This window comes from Lutibacter sp. HS1-25, from assembly GCF_004121075.1.
Taxonomy (GTDB): Bacteria; Bacteroidota; Bacteroidia; order Flavobacteriales; family Flavobacteriaceae; genus Lutibacter.
Genome location: NZ_RHLN01000005.1, coordinates 49,974 through 68,301, shown reverse-complemented (window position 1 = coordinate 68,301; position 18,328 = coordinate 49,974). Strand labels below are relative to the sequence as shown.

Sequence of the window (18,328 nt, the reverse complement as noted above, 5' to 3'; positions counted from 1 at the left end):
TATGGTAAATTCAACTAGAAGGTTTCCTGCTGAATGGGAAAAACAACAAGGTGTTTTATTGTGTTTTCCTCACAACGGAAGCGATTGGCCTGGGAAATACGAAGCAATTAAATGGGCTTTTGTAGAGTTTATAAAAAAGGTTGCTACTGTTGAAGAAATTGTTTTGGTAGTTGCTGATAAAAAACTGCAAGACAGGGTTTTAGAGATGTTGGAAACTGCACATGTAAATGTAAAAAACGTTTCGTTTATAATCCATAAAACCAACAGAAGCTGGATGCGAGATTCAGGACCTATTGTGGTTGAAAATGAAAATGGAAGAGAGGCTTTAAACTTTAATTTTAATGGTTGGGCAAAATATAATAATTACTTATTAGACAAGCACGTACCTTTAAAAGTTGCGGATTTTTTAAACATACCGTTAACACAAGTTATGTACAAAGGCAAACCTGTTGTTGTTGAAGGAGGTGCTATTGATAGCAATGGAAAAGGCACTTTATTAACTTCAGAAGAATGTTTGCTTCATCCATCTATTCAGGTTAGAAATGAAAATTTTACCAAAAAAGATTACGAAGCTGTTTTTAAAGAATACTTAGGAATTACCAATGTAATTTGGTTGGGTGATGGTATTGAAGGCGATGATACGCACGGACATATAGACGATTTATGCCGATTTGTTAATCCAACAACCATTATAACTGTTGTTGAAGAAAATAAAGAGGATGCAAATTACAAACCTTTACAAGACAATTTAAAACGTTTACAACAGGCTAAATTAGAAAATGGTGAAGCACCAAAAATTGTAACCTTGCCAATGCCAAAACGGTTGGATTTTGACGGAATTAGAATACCAGCCAGTTATGCGAATTTCTTGATTATAAACAAATGCGTTTTAGTACCTACTTTTAACGATTCTAATGATAGAATTGCCTTAAATATTATTGCAGACTGTTTTCCTGATAGAGAAATTATTGGTATTAGTGCCATAGATTTAATTTGGGGATTTGGAACTTTACACTGTTTAAGTCAACAAATACCTGTTTAAAATTTGATGAAATACCTTAATACACGCGTTTATGGATACTAAAAAATCCATAAAATATATGCTTATTAGTACTTTTGCATTTGCCTGCATGAATGCAACTGTGAAATATTTAGAAAATGTAAGTGCTTATCAAATTGTATTTTTTAGATCGTTAAGTTCGTTGTTTTTTACGTTTGGTTTTTTATTAAAAAATCGTGTTCCAATACTTGGGAACAATAAAAAACTGTTGATTTTAAGAGGTTTGGTAGGTGTTACCTCAATGACGCTTTTTTTTATGTCTATCAAATACCTTTCGGTTGGTACAGCTGTGTCTCTTAGGTATTTAGCGCCAATTTTTGCAGGTATATTTGCAGTGTTTTTTATGAAACAGAAAATTTGGCCTTTGCAATGGTTGTTTTTTATAATGGCATTTTTAGGTGTATTGGTTTTAAAAGGATTTGATTCGCAAATAAATTCTACGGGCTTGATATTGGTCATTATTGCATCTATAACAAGTGGCTTGGTTTATAATATAATTAGCAAAATAGGTAAAAGTGAAAACCCTGTTGTAGTGGTAAATTATTTTATGGTAATTGCAACATTAACAGGACTTATTTTATCGTTAAATAGCTGGGTAAATCCGGTTGGAATTGAATGGGTTTTACTATTTAGTTTGGGAGTTTTTGGGTATTACGGTCAAGTATTTATGACCAAAGCATTTCAAAATGGAAAAACGGATCAAATAGCACCTATAAAATATGTTGAAGTGGTATTTACAGTTGCTTTTGGATTTTTATTTTTTAATGAAATTTATTCGTTTTGGAGCTTGTTAGGTATTTCGTTAATTATTGGATCGTTGGTGTTAAATGTAATTTACAAGGCACGTAAAGACCGTTTGTAAGTTGCAGTTTACAATTGCAGTTTACAACAGTTGCAGTTGTTTTAAGATTTCTGTACATATTTGTATTACTTTATTTATTGTTGAAACCGCGCTAGGGATTGCAGCGGCATCCTTTTTTACAATGTAACGCAGTGAAATTGTAAAAAAGATATAGCGAAAAGCCCGACCTTTACGGAGCGCCATTGTAAAAATTAAAAGTCTAAAGTCTGAAATTTAAGGCAAAAAAAAGGCATTGCTCTAAGAACAATGCCAGTTATAAAAACTAGTTTTAGTCAACTATCCTTTTTTTAACAATGGTTCTCCAACGCTTAAAATAGTTCTTCCAGCCACATCATTAATAATGATTGCAGCCATCATATACCAAGCAGCTAAAGCGCAGACAATTAACACAATAGCAGCGGTTGATATCAATCCTGGAAATCCGAAATGAACCAAATCTAACAATATAAAACCTGCTAATAATGTTGTAAATGTAAAAGCCATAGCTTTGTGAATAAACAAAGAACCGATCCATAAAATTACAGTAAAAAGTGTCCAAGCTATTAAGTAAAAGCCAACATCAGTACCAGAAGAAGTGTAGATTTGAAAATAATTTAAAATCCAAATAATGCCCAATCCGATCCAAAATGAGCCATAAGCTGAAAATGCAGCAAAACCGAAGTTATTTCCCATTTTTTGCTCCATAAAACCGGCAATCATTTGCGCCAATCCACCAAAGATAAATCCCATTGCTACTACAGGTCCCAAACCACATAATTCTAAGTTATGAAATTGTAATAATAATGTTGTTAAACCGAAACCTCCCAGACCTACAACAGCTGGATTTCCTAATTTTACTGTACTCATATTTTTCTGCTTTTATATTTTTTTAAAGTCACGCAAAATTACTCATAATAGCTTTGTATTATAACTGATTTTTATCAGTAAAAAAGGTTATTTACGATAGCGTTTTCGTTAAGGTAATTTGGTTAAATTTGCAGCACTTATTAAAATAAATTGGAACAACAACTAGCAATATGTCAAAAACAAAAATTGGATTGGGTTTAGCGGCTTTGGGGAGGCCAGAATACATAAATATTAACGATGGTAGTTCGCAAGATAAATCGTTTAAAGCATTTGAAGAGAATGCTTTAAGTGCGCTTGATTTTGCCTATAAACATGGTATTCGTTATTTTGATACAGCGCCTTCTTACGGTAAAGGAGAGGCTTTTTTAATAAACTGGAATTCTAATTGTAAGCACAATGATGTGACTTTAAGCACAAAATGGGGTTATACATATGTTGCAGATTGGGAATTGGGTTATAGCGGAGCACATGAAATTAAAGAGCACTCTTTAGAAAAACTTGTTGCACAGTGGGAAATATCAAAAGAATTATTACCTGCATTAAAAATATACCAAGTACACTCTGCAACTTTTGAAAGTGGCATTTTAGAAAATAAAGATGTTTTAAATAAACTTTACGAAATAAAAAAACAAACCGGTTTACAAATTGGTATTACTACAAGCGGTGCTAACCAAAGCCAAATTATTGAAACTGCTTTAAAAATTAAGATTGAAAATGAGGATTTGTTTGATAGTTACCAAGTAACTTACAATATTTTAGAACAATCGACTCATACTATTTTGAAGCATTTACTTGGTATGCAAAAAACGGTTATTGTTAAAGAAGCTTTAGCCAACGGTCGATTGTTAAAAAATGAAAAATTTAGTCATTATCAAAAACTTTACAGTGTTTTAGATACTTTGGCTAAAAATTACCAAGTTGGTATTGATGCTATTGCACTTAGGTTTGTGATGGATTATTTAGAGCCAACATACCTGCTTAGTGGTGCATTTAATAAAGAGCAATTGGAACAAAACATGAAAGCTCAAAATTTTAAACTTGAAACAACTGAATTAGATTTGCTAAAATCTTTTAAAATAGCACCTCAAGATTATTGGGAAGAAAGAAATAAGTTGCCTTGGACTTAATAATTGGTTGATACAAACTACTGAAAAAGTAATATTTTACTAGAATTTATAAAAAATGCTTCAAATAAAATTTGAAGCATTTTTTATAAGTTACACCATAATTTGGTTTTTTTTTTTTTTGATCTCAGCTTTAAATTATATTAAAGTTTTTAAAATGCTAAAAAACAAACAATTACAAATCTGCCAAAACCCTTAATAAACTAGATTTACTATTAAAAAGTTGATATTCGCTGTCAATTTTTTTAAGTTGACTTTCAATTAGTTTTACCTCTCTGTAATTTACAAGAAACAAAGAACCTTCGCCTAAAGTAAATTTACGCTCTTCGCTTTTAACCAATTGCTCGTAGTCTTTAACCAAATTAAGCAAAATATTGTATTGAGCAGTATACGATTCAATTTCTTGCAAAGTACTTTGAATCTTGTTTTTTAAAAATACTTTGTTGGCCGAAATATCAAACTCTATATCTTGTAATTTTAGTTTTGCCAATTTTAAGTCTGCGCGTTCCTTTCTTAAAAATAAAGGATAGCTCATATTTAAGCCTGTTTTATAGTTTGAAGTATTAAAAGTTTCGGTATTATTTGAAGATAAAAAGTTGTATTGAAAATCAATTACAGGTAGTAAGTTGTTTGTTTTTAATCTTTTATCTAAAATTAAACTTTCTTTTTTAAGTTGAAGCTGTTGAAGTTTAGGATTGTTATTTATAAGTTCATCATCTATATTTAAAATAGAACTATTTAAAACAATATCAATTTTTTGAATTGTTAAATTATCAGGAATCATATTTTCCTCTAATTCTAAAGGCAAATCGTTTTCTAGCCATAAATAGTTAGACAATTCTAATTTAGATTTTATCAATCCGATTTTGGCTTTTTCTAAATCCAGCAACCTGTCTTTAAAATTGATACTAGCTTCAAGCGTATCAATAGCAGGTTTATCGCCTTCAATATAGCTTCTTTTTACATTTTGAAGTCTTGTTTTGGCATTCAACATATAATTGTCAAAAACCAATGTTGCCTGATAGTTTTTTAACCAATTAAAGTAAGTATTAATGGCGGTATATAAAATTTCGTTAATTACAATTTTTTGTTTTGCTTCAGCCTGATCAACATATAATTTGGCTTGTTTTAAGGTAATCATTCTATTGTTGGTTAACAAACCTTTTGCTAATGATACCGAAACACCAAAACTGTACAAACCATCTTCTGGTGTTTTATTTTCAGGATTTAAATAAGTTCCATCATTATTTTCGTAATTGGCTTTAAATTCTACGCCATACCAAGTTGGAATTTTAAAAGAAGCATTTAACTTATCGTAATAATCCGTGCCTTTAAACTTTTTATTGCTGTAATCAACCTCTAATTTGGGGTCAAAAGCGCCTCTAGATTTTAATAATTTATATTCACTTTCGCTGGTAATTAATTGTGCTTGTTTTACAACAGGATGGTATTTTTTTACATAACCTAAATATTCTTCTAAGGTTAAAATATTGTCGCTTACCTGTGTAAAAGCAGCACTGCAAATTAAAAATAACGAAATAGTAACCAATCTTTTCATAATGCCTTTTATTTCTTTTTTGAACTTTCGTTTTTATTTTTTGGCTGGTAAAAGTTAGGAGGGAAGCTGTTTATTTGTCGCCATATTTCGAATCCAATTGGGACATTTTCTAACAAAGCAATAGTTCTTGCTCCAGAACCAACACGAATGGCATCTGGCCATTTCACATCGTTGGTATCGGGAGATAAAAGCACACGATATTTACCATTATCACTAATAAAATTTTCAATGGCTACAATTTTAGAACCATAAGTTCCGTAAGAAGAATTTGGCCATCCGCTAAAAACAATTGCCGGCCAACCGTCAAACTGCACACGCACTTTTTCGCCAATATGAATCAATGGTAAATCTATTGGATTTACATATATTTCTATAGCCAATTCGTAATTTGAAGGCATAATATTTACCAATTGTTCACCTTCTTTAAAAGTTTCTCCAATACCAGATTTAATGGCTTTGTTAATTTGACCATCTTGAGGTGCTGTAACGTATAATAAACTGCTACGTTTTTTATAATTAACAAGATCAGTTTCAAGTTTAGACACTTCAACTTCAGTATTTAAACCACTTGATTGCGCTGTAAACAAATCACTTTTTGATTTTGCTAATTTATCTTGATACGTTGCTTCTATAGTAGCAATTGAAAGCACACTATTTAAAGCTTCATTTTTAGTGCTTAAAAATTTATTTTGCTGAGATATTAATTTAGCATTTGCCTCTTGTAATTTATTTCCAATATCTTCAACATCTTTAACCGATTTTAAGCCTTCTTGTTGCAATTTAACAGCACGATTGTATTGTATGTTGGCTATGTTGGCTTTTATTTTTTCAGCTTCTAAGTCAATACTATCACTTTTAACTTTTAATTGCGCTTGTATCACTTTGTTTTTTGCCTGTTCTAATTTTAAATTTCGTTCTTGTTGTAAGGCTGAAATTTGATTGTTTAAGGCTATAACCTTGTTTTTATAAGCTTCAACAGATGACGATTTAGCGGTAAGCTGATTGTCGGTTCTTTCAGCTAATTTCTCATCAAAATATTCGCTTTTCACTTCAGAAATGCGCAAAATGGTATCACCTTTTTTTACAAAATCACCTTCTTGTACGTACCATTGCTCAATGCGACCTGGTATTTGAGATTGTAAAGTTTGCGGACGTTGATCTGGCTTTAAGGTTGTAACAAATCCATTGCTAGATATATTTTGTGTCCAAGGTAAAAAGGTTATTATTAGCAAAATGATAGAAAAAAACAGTAAAAATCGTTTAAATCCTTTATGGTATTGCTTTGAGAATATTTCTTTTCCAGACTTAAATGATTTTAAGTCTATATTGGTTGCAACTTTATTATTTGAAATGTTTAACATAGTCTAAATTTTATCAACATTAATAATAGCCCCATTTTTAATTGTAATTTGTTTGTTACAATTAAGTTTCCAGTTTTCATTATTGCTAATTACAATTAAGCTCCAAGGCTGAGAACTATCGGTTAAGAATGAAGTTATTTTTTTAGCTTCATCTTTATGAAATTGATCTAAAGGATTTTCTAAAATCAGCATTTTAGGTTTTTTAATAATAGCTCTTGCTAAAATTATTTTTTTAGAAACAGTGTATGGAATTTCTTTACCTTCAGGATTCATAATGGTATTTAAACCTTTGGGTTGTTGCCTTAAAAAATCTATCAATTCTAACTCTTCAAAAGTTTTAAAAATAGCTTCATCAGTAATATCTTTGTTTCCAAAGGTGACGTTTTCTCTAATAGTACCTTCAAAAGGTGTTTCTAAAGTTAGAGATATTCCTAGTTTTGAACGGTAATCATTGATAAATAAACTTTCTATTGAAAGATTATTGACAAAAATATGACCCGAGGAAGGCATTATCAATCCACAAAGAAGTTGAAAAAGACTAGATTTGCCAGAACCACTTTCACCGTTTAACAAAATTCTGTCTTTTGGATTTATAGTAAAAGAGATGTTATTTAAAATAGGTTTTTTTCGTTCAGCTACCGTGTATGTTAAATCTTGAAGTTCTACAGTAAAATCGGTATTTTCTGCTATTATTTCACCATTTTGAGCTTCAATTGGCTTGTCTACAATTTGACCTAATTTTTCAATTGAAGTTAACACGTCATATAATGATTCTAAACCTAAAATTAATTTTTCGACAGAATTAATTACTAAAAGAATAATGATTTCTGCAGCAACAAATTGACCAATATTCATACGTTGTTCTAATACTAAAAACCCACCAATAACCAACAAACCAGCAGTAATTAAAACTTTAAACCCAATCATTTGTGCAAACTGAAAAATCAATATTTTAAAGTGATTTTCACGAGAGTTTATATAATCATTTACCAAAATATCTGTTTTTTGTAAGGCTAAACTGGTTCTTCCAGAGAGTTTAAAGCTTATTACAGCACGAGCAACTTCTTGAAGCCAATGCGCTACTTTATATTTACTTTTAGATTCACTTAAACTTGTATCCAATCCTTTTTGTGCTGTATATTTAAAAATAATGAATATTAATAATAGGAGTAATAAGCCAAAAATGATAAAAAATGCGTGATAAAATGACAATAAAATCAATGCAAATATGATTTGCAATAATGCCGAAGGTACATCTATTAAAATTTTAGACAATCCTTTTTGGATAGTTAAAGTGTCAAAAAAACGGTTGGCCAATTCTGGAAGATAGTAATTGTTTAACTCGTCCATTTTGATTTTTGGAAAACGATAACTTAGCTCAAACGAAGCTCTGGTAAAAATACGTTGTTGAATGGTTTCAATAATACGCATTTGCATCAGTTTTAAAATACCTGCAAAAGCAACACCAGTGGTTACCAATAAAATTAAAACAACCCAAGAAGCTGATATAACGGCGCTTTGTAATAAATTAATAATGGCTTGAATTCCTAAAGGTAAAGACAATGCTATAATCCCCTCAAAAATAGCATAATAGCTTATTTGGTAAACATCTTTACGTTCTAATTCTAACAACTTTGTAAATCGTTTCCAAGGTGATAATGTTTTATGCTCCATTACTTAATGTATTTAGGATTAAATTAGTAAAAAAATCTGTTGGTTTTGTGTTATTATCACAATTTGTTATAGACTTAAAATGAACTTTTAAAAACTGTTGATGCAAGGCTCCTTCAATAACAGTACTTGCCAAACTAAGCGGAAATGGATAGCTATTGTTACACCCTTTAATAATATCTGAAATTCTTTGAACCACCCTTTTATAAGGCGAAAAATATCCTTCATTATTTTCTATATCAACATTTTTAGTCAAAAAAGATTTAGAACTTTCATTTATCATAATTAAATTAAGTAAAACCTCATTAATATGACTGTATTTATTGTCTTGCTCAGTAGTTCTGGTAACTACATTTATGGCTTTAAGTAATTTTTCTTCAGCATTATTTACACTATAAGTTTCCATAACAAGTTGATATTCTATCCAACTCCAATACCAAGAGGTAAGATACATTAAAAGTTTGTGTTTACTTTCAAAATACCTGTAAATAGAGCTTTCATTGGAATTAATAAATTGTCCTAATTTTTTAAAATTAAAATCTTCAAATCCAATTTCTTCAATTAAAACAATACTATTTTTAATAATTTTTTTTCCAAGGGATGAAGATTCGGGATCTTTTAAATAAATACCCTGCGGAATTTCTATTCTAATATTTGATAGTAGTTTATCCATTTTGTAAATATTTTATACGCAAATATAATAGTAATACTATTAAAACACATATTTTATTTACAAATTTTTAAATGAATTGATAAAAATAGGGTAGTGATGATGGGTTTTTATATTACGATAACTTGATATTTAAAATTTGATTAATTCATTAAAAAAGATGATTTAATAATTATTTAACATCTATTTAGGTTAATTTTAATATTTATTTAAGTTTTATGTTAATATATTTGCAAAACAATAAATTATTATAGCTTTTGAAAATACGAATTACCATTTTTTTCTCAATCATCTTTATAGCTTCTATAGCTATACCTACTGTTGTAGGTTTATCAAATAAAAATTCAGATGTTTCTGTTTTTTTTAATTTGAATGAAAATGAGCACGAAAAAGAAAATAGTGAGGAAGTTAATTTAAAAGAAATAAAACTTTATACTTCATATTTTATAACAGATTTTGACACTGATGTTGAGAAAGAAAAATGTATGCGTTTTTATACTAAAAACTACATTTCTCAATATCCAAAAGTACAAACTCAACCGCCTGAGTATTTGTCATAATTCTATATTTCAAAATTAAAAATTAGTATCAAAAAATTAAAATCTTAGCTCTAAACACACAAGTTTAGAGTGGTAAAAAATTTATTTTATGTTTAAAAATCTTAAAAGCGATTTTCCTGCTAGTATAGTAGTGTTTTTTGTAGCATTACCTTTGTGTTTAGGTATTGCATTAGCAAGTGGCGCTCCATTATTTTCAGGGGTAATATCAGGAATTGTTGGTGGAGTAGTAGTTGGAGCCCTTAGTGGATCTAAAGTAGGAGTGAGTGGACCTGCAGCCGGTTTGGCAGCAATTGTATTAACAGCAATAGCCTCATTGGGTGGTTATGAAAACTTTTTAGTTGCCTTAGTTTTAGGTGGAATAATTCAAATGGTTTTTGGTGTTTTAAAAGCCGGAGTTATTGGATATTATTTTCCTTCATCAGTAATTAAAGGAATGCTAACGGGTATTGGAATTATTATTATTTTCAAACAAATTCCACATTTCTTTGGCTATGATCTTGAACCTGTAGGAGCTGATAGTTTTATAGAAGCTTCTGGAGAAAATACATTTTCTGCAATTTTTAATATTGTTGATAATATAACATTAGGATCGTTAATTATTGGTGTAATTACATTGCTTTTAATTTTGTTTTGGGATAATATTTTAGCAAAAAAAGCAAAGTTTTTTACAGTAATTCAAGGGCCATTAGTGGCAGTAGTATTAGGTATTGTTTATTACTTATTTACCAAAACTAATGAAGCACTTTCTATATCACAAACGCATTTAGTAAATGTGCCTATACCTAAAGACGTTAGTTCATTTATCAATCAATTTAGTTTTCCAAACTTTTCAGTAATTACAAATCCAGATGTTTGGGTTGTAGCCTTTACAATTGCATTAATTGCAAGTTTAGAAACGCTTTTATGTGTAGAAGCTACAGATAAAATTGATCCAGAAAAAAATGTAACACCAACAAATAGAGAGTTAATAGCACAAGGAACAGGTAATGTTGTTTCTGGTTTAATTGGTGGTTTGCCAATAACGCAAGTTATTGTTAGAAGTTCGGCCAATATACAATCTGGAGGTAAATCAAAAATGAGCGCAATTTTACACGGTTTATTGTTGTTAGTTTCAGTGATATTAATACCAGACTTTTTAAATAAAATTCCACTTTCTGTATTGGCATCAATCCTAATAATTGTTGGATATAAATTGGCCAAACCAACCTTATTTAAACAAATGTATAAATTAGGATGGAAACAGTTTGTACCTTTTATTGTTACAGTAGTTGGTATTGTTTTTACCGATTTATTGGTTGGTATTAGTTTAGGTTTATTGGTTGGAATTGTAGTTATTTTATTAAAAAGTTATCAAAATTCGCACTTTTTACATATAGAAGATAATAGCAATGGCAAACATAAAATTAAAATGACCTTAGCTGAAGAAGTGACATTTTTTAACAAAGGTGCTATTTTAAAAGAATTAGATCGTTTACCAAATGAAACATATTTAGAAATTAACCTGCTTAAAACAAGGTATTTAGATAACGATATTATAGAGATTCTTGAAGATTTTATTTACAAAGCTAAAGAAAGAAATATAGAAATTAAGTTAGTGTCTAAGAGGGGAATTGTTGAAAACCCTCCAAGTTTTGTTGAGTTTTTTAGTAAAAATCCAAAATCGAGTTTAAGTTTAAGTTAAAATTGAAAAATTATGAAACATATTAATAACGCCATAGACCAATACACACAAACTAATTTAACAGCAAAATGTGTGTTAGATGATTTAATAAAAGGAAATACACGCTTTGCAGAAAATAAAGTAAATACAGTAGAAACAAATGCTTTGGTTAAACAAACCATTGAAGGTCAATATCCAAAAGCAATCGTTTTATCGTGTATAGATTCAAGAGTCCCGGTAGAAACAATATTTGATCAAACAATTGGAGATATATTTGTAGCAAGAGTTGCCGGAAATTTTGAAAATACAGATATTATTGGAAGTATGGAGTATGCCTGTAAAGTTGCAGGAAGTAAGTTGATTTTTGTATTAGGACACGAAAGTTGTGGCGCAATAAAAGCCGCATGTGATGGTGTAGAATTGGGTAATATAACATCACTGGTAGAAAAAATTAAACCAGCTGTAAATGTTTCTGAATCTGAAGTTTGTGGTCCACATGATTCGTCAAATACTGAGTTTGTTAACAAAACAATAGAAAACAATGTGATGTTAACTATTGATAGAATTTTAACAAAAAGTCCAATTCTTAGAGAAATGAAAGAAAATGGAGAAATTGAAATTACGGGTGGAATTTATAAGTTATCCGACGGAAAAGTAGCTATTTGCTAAATAAACTAGCTTAAATATTATGAGCGTACTAAAACTGAATTTATTCTTTATTAGTACGCTTTTTTTATTAATTAAAGTTGTTATGTAGTTATTGAGTTAGAATGTTACTATCCTTAGAATCGCATATTTAAAATTTTCTAGACCCAAGTACTGAATATCGTATAGAAATAAAATGCTTCTGGGATATTTAGCATAATATACAATTATAACTACAAAAGAAACTTACGTGTCGCAAATTGGTTTTAACATAATTATTCACGTGAATTTTATTTGCTATATAGGAGTTCATGAATCTCCTAAAGTCGATTTGTATGACAATATAGACCTAAAGGCACTATATCTGATATTATGTATAAATAGCCTGAAAAACGGCTATACAGCAATTACTGTATATTTGTATTATAATTTATATTATGTTAAATAGTAAATTATAAATACTTGTATATCTGTTATTTACATTTCAGAATCGTAAATTAGCACACGCTCCCATAATGGTTTTGCTTCTTCAATAAATAATTTATGTGCTGGTTCTATTTGATAATTATTATGTTCATCAATATCTTTAAACGTAACTTTTAAACAATAGGTATAACTATCGTCAACAACAGGTCGTTTTGTTGCTGCAGGTTTTCCAAAATGTTTGTTGTGAGCAAACTTAGTTGTATTTAAAAATTTTTGCATAGCTTGTTCAAAAGCTTTTCTGTCGTTTGTGTTTTCAGGATGCTTTAACCAAAAATAAACCAGGTGAATAAATTTTTCTTCTATGTTATTTGTTTTCTCCATATAAATATTGTGTTATTTCGATTTTTTTATAATTAATGTAGTCATACTTCTTTTTTGATGAACTATTGTTGTTTTTAAATCCTCTATAAATTCTAAATTGTAATTATTTTGTATGTCATTAATAATTTTAGTTGTTAATAAAAAACGTGATGAATTATCAGGTAGTTTATAAATACCATCTTCAATAAATTCAATTTGAGATGCTATTCCAAAATTTGAAGCCATACGAATAAATAATATTCCTTCTGGCTTTAAAACTCTTAATAATTGTTCAAACATTGTATAAAAATGATTTAAATTTAGCGCAAAATGTAAAACAGCATTACAAATTACAGCATCAAAATAATTATCTTTATAAGGCATTTTTTCAGTACTAACCATCCTAAAATTTTGTTCTTGTAACTTAAATAATTCTTTACAATAAACAATTTTAGCGGCATCTACATCTATTCCATGTATTTCAAAATCAGTATTATAAAACCATTTTAAGTTTCTTCCATTACCACAGCCAGCATCTAATACCTTCCCTCCTGTTTTAAAGTTACCTTTTAAAATTTGATCTAAAATATAAATATCTGTTCCGTCTATGGCGTCTTTTAACAATTTTAAATTCATATAATATTTTTAAAATATACCAAATTACAAATTAAATTCTTTTACAGTTTACTTTCAATAATTATACTTTAATATTTAAAGTTTTAAAAGTTAAATCAATGCAATAATTGGTAATTAAGTATTTATTTTTAAAATATTTAACATACTAATTATTGTAGTTTTTGTAATTTTAAAAGTAAAAATATATTATTATGAAAAAATCTTTTAGCGAAATTATCAATCAAGAAACACCTGTATTAATAGATTTTTATGCTGATTGGTGCGGACCTTGTAAATCTATGGCTCCGATTTTAAAACAATTAAAATCTGAATTACAAGATAAAATTAGTATTATAAAAATTAATGTAGATAACAATCAAAGTTTGGCTTCAAAATATCAAGTTCAGGGTGTTCCTACTTTTATAATTTTTAAAAACGGAAAGCAAACTTGGAGACAATCTGGTATGCAAACAGTTTCTCAGTTAAAACAAGCTATATCAATATAATAACTTCTTTTTAAATTTTAACAATAATATTTATTTATCATTTTATAAATTATAAACAAAAAAAAATATAATTTTTACTAAAAATATTTTAGTTTTTTTTTAAATTAGACTTATGAAAAAAATGTTAATTATAATGATGTTGCTTATAGGAGCTGTAAGCTATTCACAGGAAAAAACTAAAGAAGCTGTAATTGTTACATCTGAGAACAAAATTACTTTTAATAATGTTACTAATAATCACATTGTTGCAGAAGCTTATAAAAAAGCAAAACCTGAACAATTAAAGGATTTAGATAAGTATATTTTTACTGTATACAATCCTTTATCGTTATTTTCAGATGATAAAATATCAGCTAAATCAGAGTTATTGAATAAATAATTACTTTAATTTTCCTTAATCTTAAAATGTTCTACAGTAAATTTAGCAAAAACAAAATGCTTCATTTCTGTGGAATATTTTATTTTTTTGCTGATTTTTATAAGTTTTAAAGTTAAAATACTTTAAAATAGTAATATTTATATTAATCTATTAGGTTAATATTTATAGAACTTAATTCTAAATTTTCAAATTTAACCTGTATTTCTATAGGATTACAACACACTTCACAATCTTCAATATACGTTTGATTATTTACTGAAGTGTCTAACAATATTGAAATTTCATCCCAACAATATGGGCATTGAAAAAAATGTTCAAGCATTACTTTATTATTTAAATAAAATTAAGAGCGCACCAAATGCTGTAGCTATAAAAATAAATTTTCTGTAGGTGCTATTGTTAATTTGCTTTACAATTTTTACACCTGTAAAAAAACCCAAAACAATTCCTGGTATTAAAATTAGGTTTAAACCAAGACTTTCAAAAGTTACTGTTTTCCATATAAATATGTGAAATGGCAATTTAAAAACATTGATAATAAAAAACAACCACGCAGCTGTACCAATAAATTCGTTTTTAGGTAAACGCATTGCTAAAAAATAAATATCTGTAAACGAACCTGCTAAATTTCCTATCATTGATGTAATTCCAGATATCAAACCCATACTACTTGAAAATGCCCAATGAGTTGGTATTTCAGTTGATTTTTTTCGTTCCATTACAATCATAATTACCAATGTAACTAAAATTAACACAGCCATTAATTCTTTAAAAACAACTTCAGAAATATCGTTACCTAACCACACACCTATCAAAACACCTAAAACCATTGTTGGCAATAACTTTAATAAAAATGCCCATTGTGTATGTCTGTGATAATATATTACTGCAAAAATATCTGCCACTACCATTAAAGGAATTAAGACACCTGTAGATGTTTTGCCGCCAAATACAATTGCCATAAGAAGCACTATTAAAACACCCAAACCCTTCACTCCTGCTTTGCCAACACCCAATAAAAATGCTCCTGAAAATGCAATTAAAAAGCTAAAAAATGTTAAATGATATGTTTCTATTAAATTTAAAAAATAACTCAAGTCAATATTATTAATCCGATAAAAGTACATATAAAAAAAGCTGCTCGAAATAAATCGAGCAGCTTTTTTTTAGATAAATATGTTGATTAGTTTTCGCCACTTTCAATTTTAGCATCATTCTTCATTTTGTCATTAGGAATAATTGCTAAGTTAACTCTTCTGTTTTTTGCTCTACCTTCAGGTGTTGTGTTGTCTGCTACAGGTTGTTCTTCACCAAACCACTTGGTTGTAAAACGATTAGAAGCTATACCTTTGGAAACAAAAAAGTTTGTTACAGATTCTGCTCTGTTTTTAGAAAGTGTCATGTTATATGCGTCATCACCAGAACTATCAGTATGTCCAACAACTAATACATTGGTATCAGGATATTCTTTTAAAATACTAGACAGTTTTGTTAATAATGTATTAGATGCAGTATTGATATTGTATTTATTGGTTTCAAAATACACACCGCTATTTTCATCAAAAGTAATTACAATTCCGTCATCAATTCTTTCTACAACGGCTCCTGGTATTTCTTCCTCTATTTTTTGAGCCTGTTTGTCCATTTTTTGACCAATTAATACACCTGCAGTTCCTCCAACTACCCCACCAATTACGGCTCCTAATCCGCCTCCGTTACCTTTTTTACCCGAGTTATTTCCAATAATTGCACCTAATATTGCACCACCTGCAGCACCAATTACAGCACCTTTTTGCTGATTGTTTGCATTTTGTGTGGCACTACAATTGGTTAAACTAACAACCACCATTAATGACAATGTAATTAACGCTATATTTTTAAAAATTGATTTCATATTTTAGTTTGTTTTTGTAAAGTTCATGTTAATTTTAATATTTTTTCCATCTATAGAAGCTGTTTGCTCCCAAACCATTGTATTTTCTGTTAATTGAGCTAAATGAATTTTATAACCTTTATTGTCTTCAGATTTATTTTTTTCATTTGTTGGTTTTAACATAAAATCATACAATCCTGTTTCAGAATCTACTTCTTTTATAGTAAAAATAAAATTTCTTTCACCTTGTAAACACCCTTCATTTGTTACGGTATATTTCCCTGTATTATTATTTGGTATAAATTTCCAATTGCTCCCTTCTAAACAATTTTTAGAGGCATCATTAAAAAATATTACTTTAAAAGTTCCATATTCACTAAATGTGATGTTATTTAAAAGCCATTCGCCTTTAATTACTTTTTTTGATTCTTTTACAACTTTTGACGTTCCACATGATATAAATATGGAAGCCAAAAACACAAATATTACAACTTTTTTCATTTCTGTTATTTTTTTTAATTTTTGAAGTTATTGAATACAAATCTATGAAATCATATCAATTAAAAATTAAATATTTTTTGTTAAAATTTACACAATTTAAATTCGAAAATTTGCTAAAAAAATCTCTTAAATTGTCGAACATTGCGTGCTGTATTTTTAATGATAAAGGAAAAAGTTAGATGATCAAAATACTTCATTTACTCGTATATTTGCAGGATGAAAATTGAAATTTTATTTGAAGACGATTATATTATAATTGTAAACAAACCTAATAATAGCTTGATTCATAACTCTTATTATGCCAGAAACATCAAAGAACCTACTTTATTAGATCTTTTGAATGAACAGTTTGGGTATGATTTTTATCCTGTACACAGATTGGATAGAAAAACTTCTGGAGTTTTGGTATTGGCAAAACAAAAGGAAAATGTAGCTATTTTTCAGGAATTGTTTAATACTAATGAAATTGAAAAAATTTACCTTGGAATTGTAAGAGGGTTTGTTCAAGAAACTAAATTAATTACATCTCCAGTTAAAAATCCAGACACCCAAGTTTATAAAGATGCTGAAACAAATTGCGAACCTTTAAATACAAAGCTGTTAGATATTGCTGTACATCCTTACGAAAATTCGCGTTATAGCTTGGTGAAATTAACACCTAAAACAGGAAGAATGCATCAATTACGAATTCATATGAACAAAATAAGTCACCCTATTGTTGGTGATTATAAATATGGAGATCGTTTTCACAATCGTATGTTTGAGCAGGAATTTAATTGTTGTAATTTATTTTTACATGCGCACCAACTAAATTTTACGCACCCAATTTCAACAATAAAAATTAATGTAAAGGCAAGTTTACCAGTAGATTGGATTAAAATAATGGACTTGTTTAAATGGGAAACATAAAAAAACCGTTTTCAAATTCTTTTTCTTTTTATTTCATTGCAATAATGGATTTGTAAATAAGAATCTTTTTAAACTCAATTAATTTCACCCCAAAAAAATTAATTCAATTATTGTGATTCTTAGCTATATTTTTAAATAAAATAACGATATCATTCATTTTATTTAAAATATCCATACAATTTATTTCAAGATTTTAAATCTAAAAACGGTATTAAACAATAACAATTTTTAAGAAGCTAGCAATTTTTGATTTTTATCCTTTTTCATAATGTATAAAACCAGTTCAAAAATTTGAGATTTTATATATTTAAAATTTTCAATATAATTTTCGACTTCAGTTTCTAAATATTCTTGGTTATCTTTTAAATTACCTACTTTATTTACATAAATATGTTCGCGTAGTAAAACAAGATTTGCTGTATGCTCTTTTATATTTTTTATCAATTCATCGCTTAATTTACTTTCATGCTCAATTCCATTAATTAACAGCTTCGCATTTTTAAAATTATCGGTTTCACACAAACCTATAATATGCTGAGAAAGTAGTTCTTTTAAAAAGTGTTGTTCAACTTTAATAAAATCCATTTCAGACAACCATGTTTTGGTTTTTTCTAATAGACATTCAATGCAACTACCAAATAAGGGTTCTTTACTTGTTAAGATTGATTTTTTCATAATATCTTTTTGTTTAAAAATCCGAGAAGTTAAGAAGACTTAATTTCTCGGACCTAATAGAAGATTT

21 protein-coding genes are annotated in these 18,328 nt (G+C 28.5%); 9 read left to right on the top strand and 12 right to left on the bottom strand.

The window, feature by feature from the left end:
* Position 1: 1 nt before the first annotated feature.
* Together EC396_RS03580 and EC396_RS03575 are read left to right on the top strand one after the other, a co-directional pair.
* Positions 2-1,042: an agmatine/peptidylarginine deiminase gene (locus EC396_RS03580; RefSeq protein WP_129365336.1), complete on the top strand. Its 1,041-nt coding sequence runs from the start codon at positions 2-4 to the stop codon at positions 1,040-1,042.
* A 31-nt stretch (positions 1,043-1,073) separates the two neighbouring features.
* Positions 1,074-1,922 carry a DMT family transporter gene (locus EC396_RS03575; RefSeq protein WP_129365335.1) on the top strand — a complete coding sequence of 283 codons (849 nt, stop codon included), beginning with the start codon at positions 1,074-1,076 and terminating at the stop codon, positions 1,920-1,922.
* Positions 1,923-2,198: 276 nt separating this feature from the next.
* Here EC396_RS03575 and EC396_RS03570 read toward each other — a convergent pair whose 3' ends face one another.
* Positions 2,199-2,768, bottom strand: a complete 570-nt coding sequence (locus EC396_RS03570; RefSeq protein ID WP_129365334.1) for an acetate uptake transporter family protein — start codon at positions 2,766-2,768, stop codon at positions 2,199-2,201.
* Positions 2,769-2,938: 170 nt separating this feature from the next.
* Between EC396_RS03570 and EC396_RS03565 the strand changes: the two genes are divergently transcribed.
* A complete protein-coding gene (locus EC396_RS03565) occupies positions 2,939-3,895 on the top strand; it encodes an aldo/keto reductase (RefSeq protein ID WP_129365333.1) in 957 nt (318 codons plus the stop codon).
* A 172-nt stretch (positions 3,896-4,067) separates the two neighbouring features.
* On the opposite strand, the gene EC396_RS03560 is transcribed toward EC396_RS03565, so the two are convergent.
* Genes EC396_RS03560 through EC396_RS03545 form a run of 4 tightly spaced genes read right to left on the bottom strand, consistent with a single transcriptional unit; the run spans position 4,068 to position 9,155 of the window.
* Entirely contained in the window at positions 4,068-5,450 is a 1,383-nt protein-coding gene (locus tag EC396_RS03560) for a TolC family protein (RefSeq protein ID WP_129365332.1), read from the bottom strand.
* 8 nt (positions 5,451-5,458) lie between these two features.
* The gene (locus tag EC396_RS03555; protein WP_129365331.1) at positions 5,459-6,811 is read right to left on the bottom strand and encodes an HlyD family secretion protein; all 1,353 of its coding nucleotides are present in this window, start codon (positions 6,809-6,811) and stop codon (positions 5,459-5,461) included.
* 3 nt (positions 6,812-6,814) lie between these two features.
* Positions 6,815-8,485 (bottom strand): peptidase domain-containing ABC transporter, encoded by a 1,671-nt coding sequence (locus EC396_RS03550; RefSeq protein WP_129365330.1) that lies wholly within the window; start codon positions 8,483-8,485, stop codon positions 6,815-6,817.
* Positions 8,475-9,155, bottom strand: a complete 681-nt coding sequence (locus tag EC396_RS03545; protein ID WP_129365329.1) for a TetR/AcrR family transcriptional regulator — start codon at positions 9,153-9,155, stop codon at positions 8,475-8,477. The genes EC396_RS03550 and EC396_RS03545 overlap by 11 nt, the downstream gene beginning before the upstream one ends.
* Positions 9,156-9,409: 254 nt before the next feature.
* Between EC396_RS03545 and EC396_RS03540 the strand changes: the two genes are divergently transcribed.
* The 3 genes from EC396_RS03540 to EC396_RS03530 all read left to right on the top strand — a co-directional run bounded on the left by EC396_RS03540 (position 9,410) and on the right by EC396_RS03530 (position 12,041).
* Positions 9,410-9,712, top strand: coding sequence for a hypothetical protein (locus EC396_RS03540; protein WP_129365328.1), 303 nt, complete (start codon positions 9,410-9,412; stop codon positions 9,710-9,712).
* 88 nt (positions 9,713-9,800) lie between these two features.
* A complete protein-coding gene (locus EC396_RS03535; protein WP_129365327.1) occupies positions 9,801-11,393 on the top strand; it encodes a SulP family inorganic anion transporter in 1,593 nt (530 codons plus the stop codon).
* Between the two features lie 12 nt (positions 11,394-11,405).
* On the top strand, positions 11,406-12,041 hold the full coding sequence (locus tag EC396_RS03530) for a carbonic anhydrase family protein (RefSeq protein ID WP_129365326.1): 636 nt from the start codon (positions 11,406-11,408) through the stop codon (positions 12,039-12,041).
* Positions 12,042-12,494: 453 nt separating this feature from the next.
* Here EC396_RS03530 and EC396_RS03525 read toward each other — a convergent pair whose 3' ends face one another.
* Positions 12,495-12,824 (bottom strand): Dabb family protein, encoded by a 330-nt coding sequence (locus EC396_RS03525; RefSeq protein WP_129365325.1) that lies wholly within the window; start codon positions 12,822-12,824, stop codon positions 12,495-12,497.
* A gap of 12 nt (positions 12,825-12,836) precedes the next feature.
* The gene (locus tag EC396_RS03520; protein ID WP_129365324.1) at positions 12,837-13,439 is read right to left on the bottom strand and encodes a bifunctional 2-polyprenyl-6-hydroxyphenol methylase/3-demethylubiquinol 3-O-methyltransferase UbiG; all 603 of its coding nucleotides are present in this window, start codon (positions 13,437-13,439) and stop codon (positions 12,837-12,839) included.
* 191 nt (positions 13,440-13,630) lie between these two features.
* On the opposite strand from EC396_RS03520, the gene trxA reads away from it, so the two are divergent.
* Together trxA and EC396_RS03510 are read left to right on the top strand one after the other, a co-directional pair.
* Positions 13,631-13,924 carry a thioredoxin gene (trxA, locus tag EC396_RS03515; protein WP_129365323.1) on the top strand — a complete coding sequence of 98 codons (294 nt, stop codon included), beginning with the start codon at positions 13,631-13,633 and terminating at the stop codon, positions 13,922-13,924.
* A gap of 112 nt (positions 13,925-14,036) precedes the next feature.
* Positions 14,037-14,303, top strand: coding sequence for a hypothetical protein (locus tag EC396_RS03510; protein WP_129365322.1), 267 nt, complete (start codon positions 14,037-14,039; stop codon positions 14,301-14,303).
* Between the two features lie 142 nt (positions 14,304-14,445).
* Here the strand turns inward: EC396_RS03510 and EC396_RS03505 are convergent, their stop codons facing one another.
* The 4 genes from EC396_RS03505 to EC396_RS03490 all read right to left on the bottom strand — a co-directional run bounded on the left by EC396_RS03505 (position 14,446) and on the right by EC396_RS03490 (position 16,677).
* Positions 14,446-14,625 (bottom strand): CPXCG motif-containing cysteine-rich protein, encoded by a 180-nt coding sequence (locus EC396_RS03505; protein ID WP_129365321.1) that lies wholly within the window; start codon positions 14,623-14,625, stop codon positions 14,446-14,448.
* A gap of 7 nt (positions 14,626-14,632) precedes the next feature.
* The gene (locus tag EC396_RS03500; protein ID WP_240665625.1) at positions 14,633-15,400 is read right to left on the bottom strand and encodes a sulfite exporter TauE/SafE family protein; all 768 of its coding nucleotides are present in this window, start codon (positions 15,398-15,400) and stop codon (positions 14,633-14,635) included.
* A gap of 86 nt (positions 15,401-15,486) precedes the next feature.
* Positions 15,487-16,197 (bottom strand): OmpA family protein, encoded by a 711-nt coding sequence (locus EC396_RS03495; protein WP_129365319.1) that lies wholly within the window; start codon positions 16,195-16,197, stop codon positions 15,487-15,489.
* Positions 16,198-16,200: 3 nt separating this feature from the next.
* Positions 16,201-16,677, bottom strand: a complete 477-nt coding sequence (locus EC396_RS03490) for a lipocalin family protein (RefSeq protein ID WP_129365318.1) — start codon at positions 16,675-16,677, stop codon at positions 16,201-16,203.
* A gap of 216 nt (positions 16,678-16,893) precedes the next feature.
* On the opposite strand from EC396_RS03490, the gene EC396_RS03485 reads away from it, so the two are divergent.
* A complete protein-coding gene (locus EC396_RS03485; RefSeq protein WP_129365317.1) occupies positions 16,894-17,586 on the top strand; it encodes a pseudouridine synthase in 693 nt (230 codons plus the stop codon).
* A gap of 228 nt (positions 17,587-17,814) precedes the next feature.
* On the opposite strand, the gene EC396_RS03480 is transcribed toward EC396_RS03485, so the two are convergent.
* A complete protein-coding gene (locus tag EC396_RS03480) occupies positions 17,815-18,261 on the bottom strand; it encodes a hypothetical protein (protein WP_129365316.1) in 447 nt (148 codons plus the stop codon).
* Positions 18,262-18,328: the final 67 nt, after the last annotated feature.